Below are 23039 nucleotides of genomic sequence, written 5' to 3' on the forward strand. Positions count from 1 at the left end.
GGCTGAAAGGCTTACCAACGCTAGCGCATAGTATAGCTTTAGCCATTGAAGCCGTTGCACCGACTAGCATTCGGGTGCTCAGCACAGCTCACTGTGTTGCCCCAGCGGAACTGGCGACGATAGCAACTCGGCGTGACTCCCTCATTTCTGGTCCTAGGAGACCTCAAGTCATACCTCCCTGGTGGAGGGAAGCCAATGCTCCCGCCGATTAGCAATACCAACACCGAATGCCATAAAGCATTAGCCTTTATCTCTCAGTTTTACGGGCTTTTTAGAGACCTTTCGGTGAGGCTTGGACTAAGGTTATTGCAGTCTTCATTTTTCGGCCCTTCGGCTAGGCGTTTGTTCTGCCTACAATCCGGCGGCAGCAGTCGCATTCTTCGTTCCTTCTGCAAAGAATTGGATCTCCTTTTAGGTCGTAGCTTCAGTCTCTTTCTGCTCAACCCCAAATCCGGCTAGCAAAACAGTTTCAAGGGGTGAGTGGTCTACAGGAGGTCGCTGATAATTCAAAATGCGGCGAATTCGTAAGGTGGGATTCACCAGTGTAATTGAGTCAACTGAAACAACTTTTGTGTAGCGAGTGGTCATTAAGAGTTCTCGCGTATTTAACCCATAGCGGAAGTGGGAAATAATGGGCCGGCTTTCTTCGTAAGCCTGATCCCGTAGGTAGTCTCCTTCTAGAAAATCATCCCGCTCTACCTTAGGGACAAAAAGCATTCGCAACTCCTGACTGACTTCTTCTCCCGTTTCGGAGACGGTATGAAATCCCAGCCGAAAACCTGGCAAATCAGCCAGCTCTGCCACATCGCCATATTGATTATCAGTCAGAACCTTTTGCTTGAGATCCTGCGTGATGGGAGCTACAGCGAATTCTGTGCGCGATCGCTCCACGTCCTGATGCGTCAGATAGTGATAGGTTCGTTCAGTTGTCCACTGACCGATGCAGCAGTCAAAAAAGTCGTGAAAGGCCCGAATATTCATGATCGCGATCGCTCCTTTAATCCGCGGAGACTCTACTGTTATGCATGGTAGGGCATTTAAAGAGTCCCTCATCAATACCTGCCGCTGAATCTATAGCCCTGTGCAGCTGAGTTAACTTCATTTCAGTGTCTTAAGGGAGTAGGAAGAGGGGAATGGGGTGTGCTCTCGTCAAACTACGTTTTTCCTAAGGGCGATCCGATTCTTCTAGACTAGATAGCTACAGCGTTTTATCTCTGCGGTAGAAGATCTCTTAAGGAGGCGGATAGTCTCATGATACGAAAGACGACAGCTGAAGACTTCGAAGCAATTTTTAATATTATTAACGATGCCGCGATCGCTTACAAAGATGTTATTCCTGCAGATCGATGGCATGATCCCTATATGTCTCGAAAAGAACTTCAGGCACAAATTGAAGATGGCGTTGGATTTTCATGTTATGCCGATGGTGATGAGCTTATTGGCGTTATGGGCATTCAAGATAAAGGAGATGTAGCGTTAATTCGGCATGCCTATGTCAGAACACAGCAAAGAAATCAGGGCGTTGGAACACGTTTACTGCGGGCATTGATCAAAGGTTCGACAAAACCCATTTTAGTGGGGACCTGGAAAGCAGCGAGTTGGGCTGTTCGGTTCTATAAAAAGAATGGTTTTTCTCTCGTTAACGAAGCAGAGAAGAATCGATTATTAAAACAATATTGGTCAATTCCAGATCGACAAGTTGAGACTTCAGTTGTTTTAGTAGATGAAAAGTATTGGCGCGATTCCTCACCGTCTTAGATTAAGACTAATGCTACAGTTTGACAGAGAGCTTACCTTCCATATCCATTGATTTCTATAGCAACAGGTTTCTACTATCAATGGTTTTTTAGGTTAATCAGATACTAAGCACTTTGGCTTATGACATCCCTGCAAAAGTTGGGTGGTATTGCAGCTTTTCTTAATGCCATTGTGGCAATCGCGACGCTGGCTATTGTGGTGTTTTTGATTCGACTTTCAGCGATCGCGGATCCAACTAAACTCAATGAGTTGGCGATTCATAACCCTCTTCCACTGCTGGTTCAAGATGGTCTGAAGTTGTTCTCCGCAGCTCTCTCAACTGTGCTGGTTCTAGCACTAGCAAGCTATTTGCGGCGGCATGATTCTGCTAACAATTCAGCAACTTTAGTTGCATCTAGCTTGGGCATACTCTCTGCTTTATGTTTGGCAGGAAATGCTGCTGTTAGTTTGTATGGCATTACTCAGGCGACAACGCTTGATGATCTCACAGAATTTAATGGGGATCAACTCAACAATTGGATTCGTTTTTTAGCGTTAGCAGCCATTGGGTTGGATGGTTTGTGGCTTTTTTGGATCAGTTGGCTCGCTCTCAAACATCGTCGACTACCTGTTTATTTGTGCTATTTTGGCTTAGTCATGGGGATGTTCAGCTTAATTCCTCCCTTAGGTCTTATTGTGCTGATCTTAGGTATATTTTGGTCGATTTGGATAGGAAACGTACTCCTTCAAGACGCCCTGACAAACGAGATATGAGAGCGAAAACCCATCAAATTTATTCAGTTTAACTAGCACTTTATTTCATCTCTCAATTTAAAGAAAAGTTGTCGAGTCATTGATTGGCCTCTAGCCTTGATGAAGGATTCTTTTTGCACTTGGGAAAGCGTTCATGGTGCAGATTGATTCAACAAATGATACGGTTTATAGAATGAATTTGACTACGATCTCAGTCTGCTGGCTTTGGAATCTAACTGTGCAGTTGACTGACGCAACTTCAAGTCTCGATAGTTAAACCTTAATATTAGGTTGGTGCAAAATTGAGTGATGTACCTTTGTCTACTGTTTTCATTAATAAAAGTGATACTCCGTTTCTTGGATCTTCGAGTAAATAAAGCGATCGCTTCTTCACTCGAATTAATGATTAGAAATCTGAAAATGCCTTTCAGAATTTATTAGCAACTTTAGACTCATGGAAACAGCAGAATCTCATCCCTTTCTATGCCATCATCTGTCTACGCAGGAGGTTCTGGGATACTTCACAAGTGATGCGGAAGCCGGGCTATCTGCAGAAGATGTGGCCAATCGCTATGAAAAGTACGGCTTGAATGAGTTAACTTTCAAGCCCGGAAAACCTGCGTGGCTAAGATTTCTGTTGCAGTTCAACCAGCCTTTGCTCTATATTTTGCTATTTGCGGGGGCGGTCAAGGCGTTACTAGGCTCTTGGACCAATGCTGGGGTGATTTGGGGCGTCACGGTTATCAACGCTGTGATTGGCTACATCCAAGAGGCTAAAGCAGAAGGGGCGATCGCGTCTCTGTCCAAAGCGGTCACGACGGAAGCTAGCGTCTTGAGGGATGGGCAACCGCTGCGGATCCCCTCACAGGAACTTGTGCCCGGAGACGTCGTGCTGCTAGCTTCTGGGGATAAGGTACCAGCCGATTTGAGACTGCTCAAAGTCCGTAACTTACAGGTAGATGAGTCAGCATTAACTGGAGAAGCCGTCCCAGTTGAGAAGTCGGTTCAGCCTTTACCACCAGACACGCCTTTAGCTGAACGCCATAATATGGCTTACGCTGGCAGTTTCGTGACCTTTGGTCAGGGCACAGGGCTGGTCGTGGCTACTGCCAATGCCACTGAAATGGGACAAATCTCCCAGTCAATGGAGCGTCAAGTGCCCCTCATGACGCCACTGACTCGAAAGTTTGCCAAATTTAGCCGCATTTTGCTTTATGCCATCTTGACGCTGGCTACTCTGACGTTCGTGGTGGGCTTGGGTCAGGGCGGGGAGTTGCTTTACATGTTTGAAGCGGCGATCGCTCTAGCAGTCAGTGCTATTCCAGAAGGGCTGCCAGCCGTTGTCACTGTTACGCTCGCGATCGGCGTCAACCGCATGGCTAGCCGTCATGCCATTATTCGCAAATTGCCCGCTGTGGAGGCTTTGGGTAGCGCAACTGTTATCTGTTCTGACAAGACCGGAACGCTGACCGAAAACCAAATGACGGTGCAGGCGATTTATGCGGGCGAGCAACACTACACGGTCAGCGGTGGCGGCTACAGTGCCAAGGGTGAAATCCGGTTAGGGACTGACACTCCGTCTAGCGATTTGGTTGAGTATGACTGGCCGCCTGCGTTACGAGACTGCCTAGTGGCCGGTATGCTCTGCAACGATTCTCAATTGAAGCAAACGGGAGAGGATTGGTCGGTTGTCGGCGATCCGACTGAGGGCGCACTGATTACCTCAGCAGCGAAGGCGGGCTTTAGTCAGGCTGGACTGGCCGCGACTCAGCCTCGCCTAGACGCCATTCCCTTTGAGTCCGAGTATCAGTACATGGCGACACTGCACGATGGCAGCCCTCGCACCATCTATATCAAGGGATCTGTTGAGGCACTGCTCCAGCGCTGCTCACAGATGATTGATCAAGGGGGCCAGGCGATCGCGATTCAACCTGAGGCCATTGAAAAAACAGTAGACAGCATGGCGGCTCAAGGTCTGCGGGTGCTGGCATTTGCCAAGAAGGAGGTCGGCTCCCATCAGCATTCGGTTGACCATGATGATATTGAAGCAGGGCTGATTTTTCTGGGTTTGCAGGGCATGATTGATCCGCCTCGCCCCGAAGCGATCGCGGCGGTTCATGCCTGTCAGGCGGCGGGCATTCGGGTGAAGATGATCACGGGTGATCATATTGCTACGGCGCAGGCGATCGCTCAGCGCATGGGGATTCAAGCCTCTTCAGACGTCACGGCTTTTGAAGGACGGCAGCTTGCGCAGATGGAGTCTCGTCAGTTGGCTCAAGCGACCGAAGACGGGGCGGTTTTCGCTAGGGTCGCTCCGGCCCAAAAGCTTCAGCTAGTGGAAGCGTTGCAGTCTAAGGGCGATATTGTGGCGATGACGGGGGACGGCGTGAACGACGCTCCGGCCCTCAAGCAGGCCGACATTGGGATTGCGATGGGCAAAGGCGGCACCGAGGTTGCTCGGGAATCAGCAGACATGCTACTCACCGATGATAATTTTGCCTCGATTGAAGCTGCTGTCGAGGAGGGGCGCACAGTTTATCAAAACTTGCGGAAGGCGATTGCCTTCCTGTTGCCTGTCAATGGTGGCGAATCCATGACCATCTTCATCAGTGCTTTGCTGGCGCGGGAGTTGCCGATTCTCTCGCTACAGGTGCTGTGGCTGAACATGATCAACTCCATCACAATGACTGTGCCCCTTGCGTTTGAGGCCAAGTCTCCGGGCATCATGCAGACTGCGCCCCGCAATCCGAACGAACCCCTGATTACCAAAACGCTCTTGCGGCGGATTTTGGCGGTGTCGCTGTTTAACTGGATTCTGATTTTTGGCATTTTCGAGTGGGCTAAATTCACGACAGGCGATATTCCCACTGCTCGTACGATGGCTATTCAGGCGCTGGTGGCTGCCCGTGTGGTTTACCTGCTCAGCATTAGTCAGTTGGGACGAAGTCTGGTAGCTTACCTGCTGGGACGAACAAGCCGCATTACGAATGCACCCTACATAGTGCTGGGTATTGTCGTGGCGATGATCTTACAGATCCTGTTCAGTCAGTGGGGCCTGATGAACATCCTGTTTGAAACTGCTCCTTTGACTTGGAATCAGTGGCTCGTTTGTTTGATTCCCATGCTGCCTATGGTGCCGTGGGCGATTTTCGCCAACCGCATCGATCCGTCCTAAACGTCTTTGAACACACAGCCTGATTTGTGTTGCTTTGAGGTGGTCGGAGTGGGAAAGTGGAAAGGTGGAATGGAGAATGGGGAGTGGGGAACAGGGTGTCCTTGATTTTGGTTAGGTGCACACTGCTCTAGATGACTTAAAAAAGGATAGCCGTTGCTAGTTCTGTGAGGACAAGACGGTGAGCCATCTAGCTATGGGCTAAGTACTTGGTTGCTATTAGGTGCACAAGCCTAGTGCTTTGCCAAAGCTAAAAATGGGAGTGGATGTAGGTTAGGCAGAACAAAGTTGGCGGAGCCTTTCCGAAGGAATAACCTAGCGCTGCCAACGGTTTTGTCGGGTTTGCTAGACGTTAACCCAACCTGGAAGAACAAGCCACAGTCCACTAGATGGCTAAAGCTATCTTTCAGGACATTGTCTCAATGCAAATCAATTGCGGTGGTTGTTGTCGTAGCGAATCCGGGCACCGGCCCAAAGCAGTTTGCTGCGTAAGGTCCGATAATAAGAATATTCCTCTGACAGGATGATGAACTGTGCCCAGAAGGGAGCGACTCTGATATCCACTCGCTGTCCGGGCCAAATGGACGCTGCCATGACGCCATCCATCCACAGTTTCGTCGCGTGGTCGGGGTCAGCCAAGGGCCAGACGCTCACCACGCAGCCAGGGGGGAGGACAAGCGGACGGCTTGACAGGCTCATGGGGCAGATGGGGGTGACAATCAGCGCGTCCATGCCGGGATGTACGATGGGACCGTTTGCTGCCACGGTGTATCCTGTTGATCCGGTCGGCGTACTCACAAGCAGGCCGTCACCTTGGTATTGATCCACCACCTCATTATCAATTTCCATTTCTAAGATGGAGGTGATCATACGGTCGGGTGAGGCAGGCTTCACGCACATTTCGTTGAGCGCAAAGTAGGGATTAGTGACTGGCTCTAAATAAATTCGACTACCTTCGAAGATCTGAGCCTGTAACATCATGCGGCGCTGCACGGCGAAGCGATCGCCCATCAGCCGTTCCCAAATGTGCTCAAAGTCGGTTTCTTCAGGCGACTCGGTCAGAAAGCCTAGGTGCCCCCCGATGTTGATAGCAAGGATTGGAATGTGGTCGGCGGATAGATTACGAGCTGCTGCTAGTGCAGTCCCGTCTCCTCCCAGAACAATAGCCAAATCAATTTTGTGTTCTGCAGACTCCAGAAAAACAGGGTAGGGGTTGTCTTTAGGGCCACTGGGACCAACAAAAGCATGACACCCAATCTTTTCCAGTTGCTCAGCACAAGCTTCTGCACGGGTCTTGCTTAAGCGGTTTCCGGCTTTGTAGGTAATGATGACCTGTTTTAGCTGCACAGTCGTGCGATCGCTCCTGCGGAATGAATGCCTCTGAAGGACGAAGGTTCACTACCATCAAAGCGCAGAGATTACCATTTCAGCAAGTTAAATTCTTCCATATCGACAGTGTCGCGGTTTCGATAAATAGCCAGCACGATCGCTAGACCGACGGCTGACTCAGCGGCAGCAATCGCGATGACAAACACTGTAAACACCTGACCCGTTGCCGTGGCCGGATCAAGGTAGTTTGAGAAGGCCATCAAGTTCAGGCAAACAGCGTTCAAAAGCAGCTCGATGGACATCAGTACTCGGATGACGTTGCGGCTAGTCACCAAGCCATAGATCCCGATGCAAAACAATGCTGCTGCCAACAAAAGAAAGTACTCTAGCTGAATCATGCTCTAAACAACTCCCCTACCCATCTCGTCATCAACCCTTGTCAAAAGTCCCTCAAGCAAAGCTACGCTCTGAGCTATACAAACCAGTTTCCGCCTATCTCAAACTAACGGAATCAGCGTTACCCTTTCACTCTTCCGAACTGGATTCTCGCCCTGCAGGAACTAGCTCACGCGGACGTTCAGGGAGTTTCAGAGCATCAGAAACAGAATCTGCTGGGCGCTCGTCTGCAATGAATTCTCGGCGAGCCAAAATAATGGCCCCAACTAATGCCATCAGCAGCAAAACAGAGGCCAGCTCAAAAGGCAACAAAAAATCAGAGAAGAAATGCTTGCCAATTAAGATAGTTGCTTCGTCACCGATAGGAATATCGGTGGAAAACTGCCAGGGCGTTCCCAGAATAACCGTCGAAAGCAGCGCAAAGAGTCCAAAACAGACTCCACTCGTAGCAGCTAAGCGAATCCAACCTCGACGCACGGGCACAAAGTCTTCTCGTTTGTTAACTAGCATGATCCCGAACAGGATCAGAATGTTGACCGCACCGACATAAATTAATATTTGAGCCGCAGCCACAAATCCAGCATTCAGGAGCACATAGAGGCCCGAAATGCTGATGAAGACGCCTCCTAACAAGAACGCTGAATAAACAATATTAGAGAGCAGGACTACTCCAAGGGCAGACCCAATCACTAAAACGGCCAACAGACCAAACGAAACGAGTTGAACTCCTTCAGCAAGTGTCACAGTGGTGACTCCATATCGACAGCAGGCTCAGACATCACTATACGATGTCTAATTCATCAAAATTCGGTTAATTTACCGATTCTTCTTTGGCTGGCTCAGCTTCTTCCAAGATTTCTTGAGGAAGCTTTCCAGCCCGACGAGATCCTTCAGGCAACTCGTGAGGAGACATAACGCCTTTCGGTAGGTAAGCCAGTTCTCGTAAAGGCGTAACCATAGGATCCTGAGTTACCTTGTACGGCAAGCGTCCCATCGCTACGTTGTCATAGTTGAGTTCGTGGCGATCGTACGATGCCATCTCGTACTCTTCAGTCATTGATAGGCAATTCGTGGGGCAATATTCCACGCAGTTGCCGCAGAAGATGCAAACGCCGAAGTCAATACTGTAATGATTGAGTGTTTTCTTCTTCGTTGCCTTGTCGAATTCCCAATCGACCACTGGCAAGTTGATAGGGCACACCCGCACACAAACCTCGCAGGAGATACACTTGTCAAACTCAAAGTGAATTCGTCCCCGATACCGCTCAGAGGGGATGAGCTTTTCGTAAGGGTATTGAACTGTGACTGGTCGCCGCCGCATATGGTCGAAAGTCACAGACAATCCCTGACCAATAAACTTGGCAGCTTGTACGCTTTCTTTTGCGTAATCGCCAACCTGCTTTAAAAAGTTCAGCATGGATCTTATCTAACGTTAATGACTACAGATGACTACAAACGAATCGTGAATTGCTAACCCTGTTCATCCCCCAAAGGCTACAGGGAAGGTGATTTTCAAAGCAGCCGTTAACAGCAAGTTGACCAATGAAACGGGCAACAAAAACTTCCACCCCAAATCTAGAAGCTGGTCAATCCGAACTCTTGGAACTGTCCAGCGCAGTAAAACTGCTAGAAAGACTAGGAAATAGGCTTTGACAACCGTCATCATAATGCCGATCGCTGCCGTGATGACTTGCAACCAAGGAGTTGTCTCACTCACACCCAACAGATTGGCAAGCCATTCTACAGAAACCGGGAACTCCCAGCCGCCTAAATAAAGAACAGAAAAAATCAGCGCTGACAGTACCAAGTTCACATATGAACCGACGTAGAAGAGGCCAAACTTCATGCCCGTGTATTCAGTCTGATAGCCTGCAACCAGCTCTTCCTCAGCTTCCGGCAAGTCGAAAGGCAGACGCTCACATTCGGCTAGAGCCGCCACCCAAAAAATTAGAAAGCCAACGGGCTGTCGCCAAACATTCCAGCCCAAAATGCCGTAGCCCGATTGCTGCTGCACGATATCAATAGTGCTAAGGCTGTTGGACATCATCACGATCGCTAACACCGACAGGGCTAGAGGCACCTCATAGCTGATGGATTGAGCCGCTGCCCGCAAACCGCCAAGCAGAGAGTACTTATTGTTAGATGAGTATCCAGACATTAGTAAGCCGACGGGCGTAATGCTGGACAGAGCAATCCATAGGAAAATGCCTACTCCAATGTCGGTGATGACCATGTTCTGGCCGAAAGGCACAATTAAATAGGATAGAAAGACGGGAATAACAACCAGCGCAGGTCCCAAAGTAAATAGAATTGGGTCGGCCTTCGAGGGCACAATATCTTCTTTGAACAGGAGTTTGATACCGTCTGCTGCCGCTTGCAACGTTCCTAATGGCCCAGCATATTCAGGACCAATACGCTGTTGAGCCGCCGCCGAAATCTTTCTTTCCAACCATACCGTCACAAAAATACTGACCGTCGCGGCGATTAGTATCAGCGCCATTGGCAATGGCAACCACAGTGCTTTAGCCGCACCGCTTGGCAGACCCAACTGAGTCAGCAGCTCAACAAAACTTCTCTGAAGATCGATTCCCTGGCCCATGCGAAAGCCTCAATATGTCAGCAGCGATAAGTAAACATTGCGTTACGGTTATCAGTATATCGCCCGTACGCCAAGGCATGACGCTTTCCTGATAGGAAGATCTGTCAATGGATATAGAGCAGACGAATAAGTCAAAAAAGATCAGCGTTGCCACGAGAGAGGCCATGCCAGAATAGAAATGACGCACAACCAAATGTAGTAGGGGGACTTGATTGGAGATCACTTTTTTGGGGACCAGCTCTGGAGTACCAACGCGATCGCGCAATGTCTCCAGCGTGGCGTTGCGGCTGCCTCAGCGCAGCGAAATTTGGCTCTTTGATTGTGGTGAAGGGACTCAGCATCAGTTCCTTCGCAGCGAGTTCAAAGCCAGCCAAATTCGCCGCATTTTTGTAACCCACATGCATGGTGATCACATTTTTGGTCTGATGGGACTGTTAGCCAGCTGTGGGCTAGCAGGAAACCCTCAGCAAAAAGTCGATATTTACGGCCCCCCCAAACTCAACGACTATTTGCAGGCTTGTCGCCGCTACTCGCAGACCCATTTTTCGTTCCCGATTAAAGTTCATACCGTGAAGCCGGGAGACGTCTATGAGGATGGCGAGTTTAGAGTCACCTGTACCTTGTTAGAGCACCGGGTGCCTGCTTATGGCTACCGGGTGGATGAAAAGGATCGCCCTGGTCGTTTTGATGTGAAGCGGGCACAGTCTATGGGCATTCCTCCAGGCCCCATCTACGGCAAGCTCAAGAATGGAGAAGTGGTGACGCTGCCAGACGGTCGTCGAGTTAACGGCAAGGATTTATGTGGACCAACTCTCCCAGGTCGCAGCATGGCCTATTGCACGGATACGGTTTTTTGTGAGCAGGCTGTTGAGCTAGCTCAAGGCGTTGATGTGTTGATTCACGAGGCGACGTTTGCCCATCAGGATGCTGAAATGGCCTATCAGCGCTTGCACTCGACTACCACGATGGCGGCGCAAACGGCTCTACTCGCCCAGGCGAAGCAGCTGATCATGACTCATTTCAGTCCTCGCTATGCTCCAGGCAATACCATTCAGCCTGAAGATTTGCTGTCTGAGGCTCAAGCCATTTTTCCTAATACAGCGATGGCGAAGGACTTCAGCACCTATCTAGTTGAGCGTGTGGAACCTGCGTCTTTGGTGGCTTCTTAAGATCTAGTCCACTACGGCAGAAATAGGCTCACCATTCAAAACACTGAGAAAGCTTATCTGCCTTAGTTTTGTAGAGCTTTGCTCTTCTCGCAGAATATTCTGAATTTTGTAGGGCTTTGCCCTTCCCAGAGGATATTTTGAAGACCGCGTAGCGGTATTAGTCGTTAGTTGCTTGAGCGATCGCCAAACGAATGCCAAAGAAGATGAGTACGGTCCCCATAATTCGTTCAAACCAATGAGATATCGACAGGAATGTTCGCTTCACCGTGCCTTGGGAGACGACTGTTGCAACAAATAGGAGCCAGCACAGTTCAATCCCCACAATCGTGCAGCCGTAGATGATTTGAACGATTAAGGGTGTCCCTGGACGAATAATTTGAGTGAACAGTGCCAGAAAAAACAGTGTTACTTTCGGATTCAAGAGGCAGGTTATCAACCCGCTGCGAAAGGCTGTTCCGGCTTGTGAACTCGGTAAGTGGGGCGAAAGGGGTGCCTGCACTAAACTGTTTGACCGTTTCTCAGCCTTGAGAGATTGGATGCCAATAACGATGAGATAGGCTGCACCAAGCCACTTGATGACATTGAACAGCAGAATTGATTTGGAGATCAGAACGCCAATCCCAACGAGCCAAAGACCAATATGAGTGCAGTCTCCGATCGCGATACCTGCTGCGGTGAAAATTCCAGCCTGTCTAGAGCGAGTGACGCTATTACGGATTGTCAGAAAGAAGTTGGGACCCGGCGTCATGATAACGAGACATCCAGCTACAAATATCGTTAACCAGTCGCCTAAAAACTGCATTATGTTGACCTGATAGTGCTGACAGAGGATTGACGGGTATGGACCGTGACGAAAACAAGGCGGTGGGCCGTTTGGCGATGCGCAAGTTTCAAGATGCTATTGGGTGCATTAGCCTAGAGGGTTAGAGCTATATTCTCATCAAATCATCAACCCATGACTAAATGCATTTTGATTGTGGATGACGAAGCTGACGTGCGGGAGGTCACTAAACTGGGCCTCGAAATGGGAACTGATTGGACAGTATTAACGGCAGCTTCGGGAACCGAGGCAATTGCCATTGCAGTTGAAAACCAGCCTGATGTCATCCTGCTCGATATGATGATGCCTGACATGGATGGGCGCGCAACCCTGAAACAGCTGAAAGCAAACGGTGCCACTCAAGCTATTCCCGTTATTTTAGTAACCGCCAAAGCTCAGCAGTCTACTTTGCAAGATTTTGAGGATTTAGACGTTGCGGCGATCGTCGCAAAACCCTTTCGCCCTCTTAAGTTAGCTCCCGAAATTAGCAAAATCTTGAACTGGACGTAGCGTTAAAGAGTGACAGGCTATTGACGCGATCGCCATTTTTCCTTAAAGCGACCCTTATCCAACATCTAGATCCCTCTCCCACACTCCCCCTCTGTCATACCGCTTTCTTCTCCTTTTCCTCTCGGCCATTTCTCGATTCGTTCTTATCGTGCAGAGTGTTCCAACGAATTGATGATCGGCTGTTTATAAGGAGGTTCCATGCGGTCCATTTCCATGTCACGCTACCGTAACGCTCTGCCACAGCTATCCAACCACCTATTTCTGACGGATGGTGGCCTCGAAACTACGCTGATTTTCCACGAAGGACTGAACTTGCCAGAGTTCGCCGCTTTCGATCTGCTTAAGGATGCCTTCGGCTATCAGGCGCTCCTGAAATATTTTCGGACCTACGCTCAGTTGGCCCAATCTTATAAAGTGGGCTGTGTTTTGGAAAGTGCTACCTGGCGAGCGAGCCTTGATTGGGGAGAAAAGCTGGGATATTCTCGACAGGCGATCGCTGAACTCAATCACAAGGCGATCGATTTGCTTTACGAAGTTCGTGCTGAATATGAAACGGCGTCTACCCCTGTCGTCATCAGCGGCTGCATCGGTCCCAAAGGGGATGGCTACAGCCCAGACATCCGGCTCGATACAACCGCAGCCGAAAACTACCACACCTTTCAGTCAGCCATCTTCAAGGAAGCAGGAGCTGACCTGATTACGGCTGTCACCATGAATTATGTGGAAGAAGCGATTGGTATCGCACGAGCCGCCAAGCTGCAAGAGATGCCTGTGGTGATTTCGTTCACAGTAGAAACAGACGGCTGTTTGCCCACGGGACAGTCATTGAAGGAGGCGATCGCTCAAGTTGATGCCGCTACGCAAAATTACCCCAGCTACTACATGATCAACTGCGCCCATCCCTTCCACTTTGCCCATGTCCTGCTGTCCCGTGAACTTTGGCTGAATCGCATTGGTGGTATTCGCCCCAATGCCTCTATTCAGAGTCATGCTGAATTGGATGAGGCGGAAGAACTGGACGAAGGGAACCCCCAAGCTTTGGGTGCCCAATGCGTAGCCCTGAAAAATAAACTCCCTAATCTACGGGTTTTGGGAGGATGCTGCGGTACCGACCATCGCCACGTTGCCGAAATCTTTGAGGCTTTTCAAAAGGCATCAAACGTCCTGGACCTCGCAGAAAAGGTGTTTGGTTGAGTATTCTCAAGCTTTGGGGGATTATGTGTCGGGTTGCATCCCTTTGCTCTTCTGCAACCGGAATGATGCTGCGTGCTCCATCCGAGCTAGAAACACCTACACTGCTTCGAACCAGGGTGCCGTCAGCTCGATGATGCCGTCATAGTCATACTGCTTGACCTTTTGCGCTAGGTGTTCAGATAAGGTTGAATGGGGCTCAGGAATGGCTTGAATGTATTGCCACAGCAGCGTTGCATCTGCTTGTACGGCTGCTTCATGAAGCTTCTGAATCCACTCTAGTGGCATCACGCCTATGGATATTGGGGCAAGCACTGCTTCAGTGGACAAGTCAGTCAGTTCATCAGTTGCTGCTTGATACACGTATTGAACCCCTAAATAAGTCGCTAGCTTCTCAAAAATGACTCGTTCTTGAAACGGTTTCCGCACAAAGTCGTCACATCCTGCCGCTAGGACAGCCTCTCGTTTTTCTTCGAAGACGCTGGCGGTGAGGGCAATGATTTTAGTGGGGGAGCGGGGAAGTGGAGTTTTGGCCTCTGGCTCCTGACTCTGGACTTCTGATGTCTGATTTTGGTTGGTTTCTAGAGCGCGAATTTGGCGGGTTGCTTCGTAACCGTCCATGACGGGCATTCGCATGTCCATCCAGATGAGGTGGGGCTGCCAGGTTTGATAGCAGGCGATCGCGTCTTTGCCATTGATGGCTTCTTCGATTCGAAAACCGACTTGCTCTAGCAGCGTCCGAATGACTAGGCGGTTATCAGGATGATCATCAACGACGAGAATTCGGTAGTCTTGCTGCCCAGGAGCCAGACGAATCACTTTTCGATAGGGGCTGGCGTCAATGACATCAGCTTGCTGTGAGAATGAGGCTTGAATCTGAAATGTAAACCGGGTGCCCTGATGTACGATGCTCTCGACCTGAATGTCTCCTCCCAAAAATTGAATGAACTGACGGCTGATTGCTAGTCCTAGGCCCGTTCCGCCCTTACTGTAATCAATAGAACGGGATTGGATGAAAGCGTCGAAAACGGTGTCTAATTCACTGGCTGGAATACCTTGTCCCGTATCTTCCACTTCAAATTCCAACGTGAAGCATTCCGGCTGGGAATTTGAGGTGTGCAGGAGTTCTACCATCCTGACGCGCAAGGCCACATGTCCAGCCTGAGTGAACTTGATGCCGTTTCCCAAAAGATTGATCAGAATTTGACGTAGCTTACCCTCGTCGGTGCAGATAAATTGCGGAACTTTAGGTCCGCGCTCAAAAACAAGCTGTACTCCTTTGGCCTGAGAGCGTAACCGCATCATCTCTTCTAAAGTATCCAAGAACTGATAGAGGTCAACTGGCTGGGCGTTTAGCGTGAGCCGTCCCGCCTCAATCCTCGACATTTCGAGGACATCGTTGATTAAGGCCAACAGATGTTCGCCGCTACGATTGAGAATTTTTAAGTGTCTCTGCTGATCGCTGGTCAGGCGATCGTCACGTAACAAGACCTGGGCGAAACCAATGATGGCATTGAGGGGGGTACGTAGCTCGTGACTCATATTGGCTAAAAATTCACTCTTAGCACGGTTGGCCGCATCGGCTGTTTCTTTTGCGGCTTGCAGGTCTGCGGTCCTTTGCTGCACACGCTGTTCCAATTCTTCATTGTTGCGAGCGAGTGCCTGGAAGGAATTTTGCAGCTGCTCTCCCATGTTGTTAAATGAGTCAGTCAAGGTTTCTAGTTCGCGGATGCCTTGGGTTTCAACGTGCAGGGTTTCCACATCATCAATTGGCTTTTCCTGAGTGCTGCGGGCCAAAACCTGACTCATGTGACTGAGTTGTAGGATGGGGCGGGTGATGTATCGAGCGGTCAACACGCCGATCGCAGTGGCGATCGCCAAAGCCCCCAAACACAGCAAGATAGTGGTACGGGTATTAGCTTCGATCTGCTCCATAAAGTCCGCTTCGGGCACGACCACCACAATGAACCAGTCAATTCCCCGCTGGTCGGCAAACCTAGATACCTGAACAAATTGCTTCTGCCGCTGAGTCACAAAATTGAGTTGAGTGTGGTCCTGTAAAGCATTGATCTCAACCGTATCCGCCAAAAACCGAGCCGTCTGTCTAGTCAACGGATGATCACTGTTAATTGCTGGCGTTCGTTCAAGAATGTTGCTGAACTTGATTTTGTATGGCTTCTCCTGCGTAGACGTGGCAATCAAGATGCCTTCACTGTCCATCACAAAAGCCTGTCCCGTTTCACCAATATGCAGACTTTGCAAGAACTGACCAATATCGTCTAAAGAAAAATCAACGCCTGTGACTCCCATAAGGTCCCCGGCGTTGTCATAAACGGGCAATACGGCACTGACAATGAGTTGAGGAATTCCAACACTGCCGTAGATATCGCTCCAAACAGCTCCTTCGGCTTCCACCGCTGCCTGAAAGAAGGGGCGATCGCGAGCATCATAGACTTGAGGATTGACGCGAATGAGGTTTTGGCGGTTACCGCGATCGTCCAGCGAGAAGTAATTGCCGAGAAAGTTAGTGGACCTATCGTTGACCACGACTTGCAGATCATCTTCCAGGGTCTGAGTCACACCAATAAAGGAACCGTCCACCGCACTGCCGAAATACAGCCATGTGACATCGTCTAGGTATTGAATTTGTCGCCACAAATAGCGCTCACTCACAACATCTTGAGTTTGTAAATCGCTCCGACGCACCGCATCAGCATTGACCTGATTAATCAGGTGGGGAATCTTGGAGTGCTCTGCAAGCCGTTCTTGAATGCGATTCGAGATTTCTTGTCGCAACTGGGAGGCAACTTCGTTAACTGCTCGCTGTCCGTTCCTCAGGGAAATGTACCCCGTCAATCCTACGGCTAAAAAAATCTGCAACACAAAGGGATAGACCAGCGCCGAGCGCAAAGATATTTGCCCCGAAAGCTGCTTTAAATTTGATTTCAGGTTCTGAGGTGTCATTGCAGTTTGAGCCTACTGCTTGAAGGTTCATCATATGCGGCGAGTCAGAAGCTGGCTCTCTTCCGTTGACACAGAGCAATCAAATTAAAGTGTAGTACGTTCAAAATGGTGCGGACTCAAAATTTAGATACTCAATAACTTCAGGGGATTGAGAGATTTCAGGTGTCTAACAGGTGAAACCAACAATCAATAACATCAACAGGACTTACGCAGTTGCATCCGGCTTTGGCCCCTTAATCCCCAAATATGGGGAAGCCGGATGCAACATCCCCCAAAATTGGGGGATGCAAGGGGGCCATGCGTAAGTCCTAATCAATTGAATTCAGAACTTATCCTATGGGACGCCAATACTAGAACTCATGTAATTTGCTGCAATGAGTGAGCGACTCAATTCGAACATCTCTCTACTCCGATGTCATCTCCGAGCTACCAATATCATCCAGGTCAGCAAAGTCGAAGGTTTCGGCTGCCTGCACGTCTAGCTCACCTTCCGCTAGTTCAGACGTTGCCATACTAGTAGGGTCTGCCGGGGCATTGTCTGAGTAGGTGATAGCTGGTAATCCAGCCCCTTTTAAGCCTTTTGAGATACGCTCTGGACTACCTGGAAAAACGACGAACAGAGGGCGAACGATATCTGCGCCCTCACTGAGAAGATATTGGTAACGAGCGGGCAGCAGCCATTCATAGCCGCGATCGAACAAAATTTGCGTTTGTCGCCAGCGCATCAGCAGGTCAGAGAAATCTTCGTTGGGTCGATGAATGAATACGCAGATTTCGATGCCTGTTTTGATTTTCCATTCTGGGTCACACATCAATAGCGCAACATCGCAGGGGAGCAAGACGGACTCGCCTGCAGTAAGCTGCATTCCAGCGTGACCTGTTGGCTGAATAGGGTTGCGGACTCGAATGACCGGAAGAGGGATGGTGACAACGCTTTCTTTAGGGCGTCGCATACTGGGTATGGCTTCTAGATAAGGGCGATGCTGCTTTAGAAGGGCGATCGCACCAACATAGTTGCTACAGGTAGTAAGGAGGTTCTCGTACTGAACCTGCTGAATCGTCATAACGCCTCCGGTAGACTGATGCGTCATAGCAATTTTAGCGAACGGTTCTGGGGAGGTGGGGGTGAGGAAGTAAACGGGTTAGAGGATGATCTTATGATGAGAGTCAGGAATCTTTGGCTTGTTAACTCGTTTTGATTTCTGGTATGCCGCAGAACCTGCCTCCGACAGAGCTCATTTTGAATCATCCTCGACGATCGCTGGGGCGTCTTTATCTGGATGGGATGCCGCAGCCAGGGTCTCAGGTTGTCTTTGGTGATCGAGCCTATACGGTGCTGGAGCGACGTCATCGGTACCAATTTCAGGCCAATCGCTATCATCTCCACAAAATCGACCTTTACGTGCAAGCGACCAGCCAGTTGAATGAGAAGAGCCAAGTGGGCGATCGCTGGGTGCTGGGAGATGCGAGCTGTCGCTATAATGCTCACTCTGAGCTAGTACGGTGTGCCGTAAATCCAGAGGGGCCATGCAGCATTTGTGATCACTATGCGCGGAGAGAATAGGCAGACTGAAACGCGCGCATTGGGCTGAAAGGTGATCCCCTCGCCGTACAATACGGGCTGAGTAATCGTGATAAGGCGGGCGATTTGCGATGGCTAAAGGGCCTTCTTCGTGGATGCAAGATTTGGGACGTATTGTCTCCTTATGGGGGGTGGCGATCGCGATCGCAGTGGTGTGGGTCATCCTAGACCGCAAGCCGCCTGCTTGGGACCAAGCAGAGCATTTATCCCTTTCAATGAATCACTGGTGGCTGCTGACTCACAGCAACTGGCTTTCAGCAGAGGGCTTGAGGCAGATGTGGCTCCTAACGCCCAAGTATCCGCCAGTTTTTTATTGGGTGACAGCCAGTATTCATATGCTGCTGGGGCCAGGACCCAATATTGCCATGCTGTCGAATGCGGTCTTTGCCTTGCTGCTGCTGATAGCGACCTACGGGTTAGGACGACATCTTTTCAGTCCCCAAATCGGGCTGTTAGCGGCTGGACTGACGCTGTTGATGCCGCGTCTATTGCAGACAGGACTGGATTTCCAGCTCGATTTTGCAGTAACGGCTCTGGTAGCGGTGAGTTTCTGGTGCCTAACGGTTTGGCGCGACGCTGATCAGGGCTGGCGGCAGTGGTTGTGGATTGTTGCCTTTGGTCTGAGCTACGGCTTGGCGCTCATGACAAAGCAGTCGGCGCTGCTGTTTCTAGCAGTGCCCATCGTGTGGGTCAGTCTGACCTCTCTGTTCAACCGACGTTGGGGGCGTCTGCTACAGCTCTTTGTAGGCGGCATGATTACCTGCGCGGTGATGGCTCCCTGGCTTTCGGTGAATTGGGTTTTCCAGTTCAGCATCCTGGAAAATACGAACGTGCGATCGGCTCAAGTGGAAGGGGATCCCATGCTCAACACCCTGGCCGCTTGGACCTACTATTGGCAAGATTTGCCGTCTGCGGTGTCTTGGGTCTTGTTGATCGTTCCCCTAGTGGGGCTGGTGTTTTGGGCCTTTGGATTACTGCCGGGTCGTCGCTCTTCGTTGATGTTGGATGGTACACCATCAGGTCGTTTCTGGCTGTTGACTTACATTGTGGGGTCTTATGTGCTGTGGTCAGCGATCGTCAACAAAGACCTGCGGTACATTGCCCCGTTCTTGCCAGCTTTAGCGGTTCTGTTTGCTTGGGGACTGGCTTGCTGGTGGCGTAAGTGGCCCTGGGTGACCTATGCCACCTACATTCTGGGGGCGCTGGTCGCTCTGCTGACCATTTTTCCCGTTGGGTTTCCATTAGCGACACAGCTAGCCGATACGTTGGCCCCCAATGCGGCATTTTATCCCTACCTGGGTGAACCCTATCCCCACGCCGAGATCGTAGAGCACATTGCTCAAGCTCAGCCCTATCAGCTTTCGACGGCAGGCGGTCTACAGTCCACAGTTGCCGTGAATCAGCACAACATCAGCTATTACGGCAAGCTGGTGGACTATCAGGTGTATGGGCGACAGGTGGGCAGTCGACCTAGTAAGCATGACTTGGATATGCGATCGCTCTCTTGGTTTTATGCTCAGGGCGACCCGACGCAACCCTGGCCTCCAACCGGAGAAGACGAACAGTCTCAGCTCGTGCGGAAGCTGGAGAGCAACCCAGCATTTGCGGTGGATCGGACTTGGCCATTGCCCGACGATACGCAGCTCTATCTCTATCGCCGTCAGGAATTCCCTGTCACAGTGACGGCTCTACCTGAGAGTGCTTGTTCTACAGAAACGCCGCGTTTAAGCCGCGTGGAGATGCCTGAACAAGGGCCTCCCGGTCAACCCCTGCCGATAACCTACGAATGGACAGGACGCTGGCACGCCTTACGGAACGGTCTTGTTCTCCTGACTTGGGAACCAGAGACAGCGACCCTGCCTGCTGATACCCGACCCTGGATTCACGATCACGGCATCGGCTTAGGAACCCTACGCCCCCATCCCATTCAGCCGAACCAAACTAGCCTCAGCGACGCTGATATTAATCCTGAGGGTTGCTTTCAGGTGACAGAGCGAACGGCAACGTTTCCCCCCGAAACGCTAGTTGCTGGGGAGTATCGTTTAGTGGGAACGTACGTCAATATGCTGGATAAGTCCTCTCAGACGCTTGACATTCCCACGACTTCAGTAACGCTCAACCCTGAAGCCCCGTCAATTCCAGCCCCTGAATTAGACTGGGTGACGCAACTCCGCGAAGTCAGTCGTCTGCTGCCTCAAGGTCCTGATTTTCTAGACGAGGTGTTTGATCCTATCGGACGTATCAATCTCTATGATCCCATTCAAAACTACACGGTGCAGGCCGAGCAGAGTTTGCAGCTACGCTGGCAGGCTAATCCAGAGCGGGTGAACTATGGGTATGGTTTGGTGTTGTCTCAGGTGTTGCAGCTCAAGGTGGATGAGGCGATCGCTTCCCTCCAACAACTCGTTCAGCAAGATGCTGATAATCCCTACGCCCATGCCTATCTAGGATTCGTCAATCTGTATGCTTTTCGACCTGGTGCTGCTCAAAATGCCTTGCAGCCGGCTCTGGAGATGGCTCCAGATTCCCCTGAAATCCAGGGATTGAGCGCTCTCGCATCTTTATTCCGAGGCAACCTATGGGGTGCATGGCAGAAAGGTCGAACTGCGATCCGTTTAATTGAGTAGATCGCACAAGGCCCTGTCAGCCTGCACTGCAGTAGCCATTGAAACTCGTGACGATTTCAGATTCATTATTGGCTAGCGTTTCAATATTTTCAGACGCACCAATAGTATCGTCTCGCAGCAAGCCTAATTTCTCAGAAAGTTCGGCTTCAGACTCTGCTTTGGCAACCTCATCCATGGCATCGCTAATCACGGTCAAGGCCTCATTTAGGCCAGAGAGAACATCGACATAGTCTTGCTGATATGTCATCAGTTCAGCATCATCAAAGGGTAAAGCCTGTAGATCAAACGCCATGTTGCTCAAGGTGCCCATGACTTCATCCACTGCGTCCACATAGTGCGATGCGGCTAGGGTAATGTCCTCCACAGTTTCCGCAGCTGAAGCATCACGAGAGAAATTGTTGATTTCTGCTTCAAACGCCTCAAAAACCTCTCCATTGCGGTTGATGATCTCGGCAAACTGGTTGCATTCCTCTACGGACAGCCGAGACTGGGCTTGAGCAATTTGAACAGGGTCCAACAACAGTAAGCCAATGCCTGTCCCTAAAGAGGCGGTGATGATCTGACGCAGGACGTGGCTGGAAGAAATCTTGGAAATCATAACAGGGTTGTCAATTTCAACGTTTCGGTGGGGAAGGTAGCATCAGCAGACTTGGGGTGTACGCGAATGATGAACACGGCCTTGCGATCGCACGTCTTTGCTAAATGTGTCTCCTCTGTAACGGGATACCACTCTAACGGAAAACAAAACCGATTGTAGAGGCTGAAGAAAATTTCGTGGGTCTCTAACAAATTGGCAGCTAGCTGAATTTGAAGCCGCTCCCCTGTCTTCAATGCGCCGTAGTGAAACTGCGTTTCGGGATTGGGGACGGGCAAAAAAACATCACGAACAAACCTAGCAGGCAGCCATTGCCGAAACCGCAGTAGCGGATAGACGTAGCCATTCAGGCAAGCGTGGATCACGCCCTGACGCTGAATGAGGTCGCGATAGAAACGGTTAGCATCTGGGGGAGCCGCAAGTTGCTTGGCCGCTAAAGCCTCCTGACCATTGGCTCGAATGGTCGGCAGCGTTAGCGGGTCAGACCAGTGGTAATGCCGCAGGCCCACCAGATAACGACCTGGTGGTAGCTTGACAGTTTCCCACTCGTTTTCGCCGGAAATCGTGAGGGAGCTGATATTGGCATGGGTTGTGTAATCGCCCAGAGTGTAGAACACAGCAGTCCAAGTGGGGGTGGACTGAGCGATCTCGCTGACGTTGATGCTCAGCGACTCCGTAACATTAAACGGACCCGCTAAACCAATGAGTGAGTGAAGGTTCCAACGAGCACGACTCATTGCCCACAGTAGTTTAATTGGCTTCGCCAAAAATTCGGCAGAGATAGTTTGCCATTCCGGTTGTTCTTGCTTATTCATGGGATTGTAGTAGCGTCCCAAGTTGGTCAGCACCGCTCGCAACACCCGTGAAAACAGGAAGGACAGCACTCCTAGGGGTATCTCCCAAAGCGCGTCCAATTCAAAATTAATCTTTCGGGTGCGATCGCTCATTCCCTTTCCCCGTCTCATAACCCGCACTATTGTCTCTCAATTCTCGAAAGGCGATCGCAATAAAATTTGGTGTCTAGCAAAAGCGCATTGGCGAAGCTTCTCGAAATAGAAAGTGTAAGATTGCGCTTCCTCGGGTCATTGTGTGGCAGTGCTCAGCTTTCTCAGGAAGCGATTAAGCCAGATTTATTTTGCAGTCAGGAATAGCTCAGCAGAGGACCGCACTATAGAACTCAAGATGATTGAAACAACAAATCAAAAGGAGTTCAACTCTTCCTCTCTAACTCAAGTCCACTCCAGTTACACCAACTTCCCGCTCCCTTGATGCTTGTGTTGAGGGAGCTTTATTCAAGCTTGGTGCCCGAACTCCGGCGACGACGTCAATCATCTCTAGGGCACCAGGGGCCTCAGCTCTCCGGGGTTGAGGCCTTTCTCCACAATACAAAGTCGCTTTGCTCAAGTTCAAATGGACTCCACAAACATCACGCTACCAGCTGCCATCGGAACCCTATCCGACCAATTTTCTGCATAGCCTTTTGCGTTCACCGAATAGACTTAATGGTTTGCTAGAATCCAGCCAACCGCTCTCCTTCCAAAAGTCTATGTTTTCTTGGCCGCGCGTACCGCCAACCGACCCGTCGCGATCGCCTC

The 23039-nt window shown here is 50.2% G+C and carries 18 protein-coding genes and 1 pseudogene; 8 read left to right on the forward strand and 11 right to left on the reverse strand.

Translation table 11 applies throughout. The features are described 5' to 3' along the window. Nucleotides 1-411: 411 nt before the first annotated feature. On the reverse strand, nucleotides 412-981 hold the full coding sequence (locus tag PN498_RS21935) for a phycobiliprotein lyase (protein ID WP_272065546.1): 570 nt from the start codon (nucleotides 979-981) through the stop codon (nucleotides 412-414). Between the two features lie 270 nt (nucleotides 982-1251). Between PN498_RS21935 and PN498_RS21940 the strand changes: the two genes are divergently transcribed. The 3 genes from PN498_RS21940 to PN498_RS21950 all read left to right on the forward strand — a co-directional run bounded on the left by PN498_RS21940 (nucleotide 1252) and on the right by PN498_RS21950 (nucleotide 5665). Next, nucleotides 1252-1758 (forward strand): GNAT family N-acetyltransferase, encoded by a 507-nt coding sequence (locus tag PN498_RS21940; protein WP_272065547.1) that lies wholly within the window; start codon nucleotides 1252-1254, stop codon nucleotides 1756-1758. 120 nt (nucleotides 1759-1878) lie between these two features. Then, entirely contained in the window at nucleotides 1879-2511 is a 633-nt protein-coding gene (locus PN498_RS21945) for a hypothetical protein (RefSeq protein WP_272065548.1), read from the forward strand. 433 nt (nucleotides 2512-2944) lie between these two features. Next, complete coding sequence (locus PN498_RS21950) at nucleotides 2945-5665, forward strand: cation-transporting P-type ATPase (protein ID WP_272065549.1); 2721 nt, start codon at nucleotides 2945-2947, stop codon at nucleotides 5663-5665. Between the two features lie 426 nt (nucleotides 5666-6091). Here PN498_RS21950 and PN498_RS21955 read toward each other — a convergent pair. The 5 genes and pseudogenes from PN498_RS21955 to nuoH all read right to left on the reverse strand — a co-directional run. Continuing rightward, nucleotides 6092-7015 (reverse strand): annotated as a pseudogene (locus PN498_RS21955) (NAD(+) kinase); the annotation flags it as partial. 65 nt (nucleotides 7016-7080) lie between these two features. After that, complete coding sequence (gene nuoK / locus PN498_RS21960; protein ID WP_272065566.1) at nucleotides 7081-7386, reverse strand: NADH-quinone oxidoreductase subunit NuoK; 306 nt, start codon at nucleotides 7384-7386, stop codon at nucleotides 7081-7083. Between the two features lie 130 nt (nucleotides 7387-7516). Continuing rightward, nucleotides 7517-8131 carry an NADH-quinone oxidoreductase subunit J gene (locus PN498_RS21965; RefSeq protein ID WP_272065551.1) on the reverse strand — a complete coding sequence of 205 codons (615 nt, stop codon included), beginning with the start codon at nucleotides 8129-8131 and terminating at the stop codon, nucleotides 7517-7519. Between the two features lie 67 nt (nucleotides 8132-8198). Beyond that, nucleotides 8199-8801 (reverse strand): NAD(P)H-quinone oxidoreductase subunit I, encoded by a 603-nt coding sequence (ndhI, locus tag PN498_RS21970; RefSeq protein ID WP_272065567.1) that lies wholly within the window; start codon nucleotides 8799-8801, stop codon nucleotides 8199-8201. A gap of 66 nt (nucleotides 8802-8867) precedes the next feature. Next, a complete protein-coding gene (gene nuoH, locus PN498_RS21975) occupies nucleotides 8868-9986 on the reverse strand; it encodes an NADH-quinone oxidoreductase subunit NuoH (protein WP_272065552.1) in 1119 nt (372 codons plus the stop codon). A 212-nt stretch (nucleotides 9987-10198) separates the two neighbouring features. On the opposite strand from nuoH, the gene PN498_RS21980 reads away from it, so the two are divergent. After that, on the forward strand, nucleotides 10199-11155 hold the full coding sequence (locus PN498_RS21980) for a ribonuclease Z (protein WP_272065553.1): 957 nt from the start codon (nucleotides 10199-10201) through the stop codon (nucleotides 11153-11155). Nucleotides 11156-11312: 157 nt separating this feature from the next. Here the strand turns inward: PN498_RS21980 and PN498_RS21985 are convergent, their stop codons facing one another. Then, on the reverse strand, nucleotides 11313-11957 hold the full coding sequence (locus PN498_RS21985; protein WP_272065554.1) for a LysE family transporter: 645 nt from the start codon (nucleotides 11955-11957) through the stop codon (nucleotides 11313-11315). 153 nt (nucleotides 11958-12110) lie between these two features. On the opposite strand from PN498_RS21985, the gene PN498_RS21990 reads away from it, so the two are divergent. After that, nucleotides 12111-12485, forward strand: coding sequence for a response regulator (locus PN498_RS21990; protein WP_272065555.1), 375 nt, complete (start codon nucleotides 12111-12113; stop codon nucleotides 12483-12485). 198 nt (nucleotides 12486-12683) lie between these two features. Further along, entirely contained in the window at nucleotides 12684-13679 is a 996-nt protein-coding gene (locus PN498_RS21995) for a homocysteine S-methyltransferase family protein (RefSeq protein ID WP_272065556.1), read from the forward strand. Between the two features lie 96 nt (nucleotides 13680-13775). Here the strand turns inward: PN498_RS21995 and PN498_RS22000 are convergent, their stop codons facing one another. Then, nucleotides 13776-16640: a hybrid sensor histidine kinase/response regulator gene (locus PN498_RS22000; RefSeq protein WP_272065557.1), complete on the reverse strand. Its 2865-nt coding sequence runs from the start codon at nucleotides 16638-16640 to the stop codon at nucleotides 13776-13778. A gap of 404 nt (nucleotides 16641-17044) precedes the next feature. Continuing rightward, on the reverse strand, nucleotides 17045-17731 hold the full coding sequence (locus tag PN498_RS22005) for a hypothetical protein (protein WP_272065558.1): 687 nt from the start codon (nucleotides 17729-17731) through the stop codon (nucleotides 17045-17047). 116 nt (nucleotides 17732-17847) lie between these two features. Here PN498_RS22005 and PN498_RS22010 point away from each other — a divergent pair, with 116 nt between their 5' ends. Both PN498_RS22010 and PN498_RS22015 read left to right on the forward strand, forming a co-directional pair. Continuing rightward, complete coding sequence (locus PN498_RS22010; protein ID WP_272065559.1) at nucleotides 17848-18204, forward strand: DUF6464 family protein; 357 nt, start codon at nucleotides 17848-17850, stop codon at nucleotides 18202-18204. Nucleotides 18205-18293: 89 nt separating this feature from the next. Then, nucleotides 18294-20849 carry a glycosyltransferase family 39 protein gene (locus PN498_RS22015; RefSeq protein ID WP_272065560.1) on the forward strand — a complete coding sequence of 852 codons (2556 nt, stop codon included), beginning with the start codon at nucleotides 18294-18296 and terminating at the stop codon, nucleotides 20847-20849. 16 nt (nucleotides 20850-20865) lie between these two features. Here the strand turns inward: PN498_RS22015 and PN498_RS22020 are convergent, their stop codons facing one another. Both PN498_RS22020 and PN498_RS22025 read right to left on the reverse strand, forming a co-directional pair. Next, a complete protein-coding gene (locus tag PN498_RS22020; protein ID WP_272065561.1) occupies nucleotides 20866-21447 on the reverse strand; it encodes a hypothetical protein in 582 nt (193 codons plus the stop codon). Continuing rightward, on the reverse strand, nucleotides 21444-22409 hold the full coding sequence (locus PN498_RS22025; RefSeq protein WP_272065562.1) for a DUF6208 family protein: 966 nt from the start codon (nucleotides 22407-22409) through the stop codon (nucleotides 21444-21446). The genes PN498_RS22020 and PN498_RS22025 overlap by 4 nt, the downstream gene beginning before the upstream one ends. Nucleotides 22410-23039: the final 630 nt, after the last annotated feature.

This window comes from Oscillatoria sp. CS-180 (genome assembly GCF_028330965.1).
Lineage (GTDB): Bacteria > Cyanobacteriota > Cyanobacteriia > Phormidesmidales > Phormidesmidaceae > Halomicronema.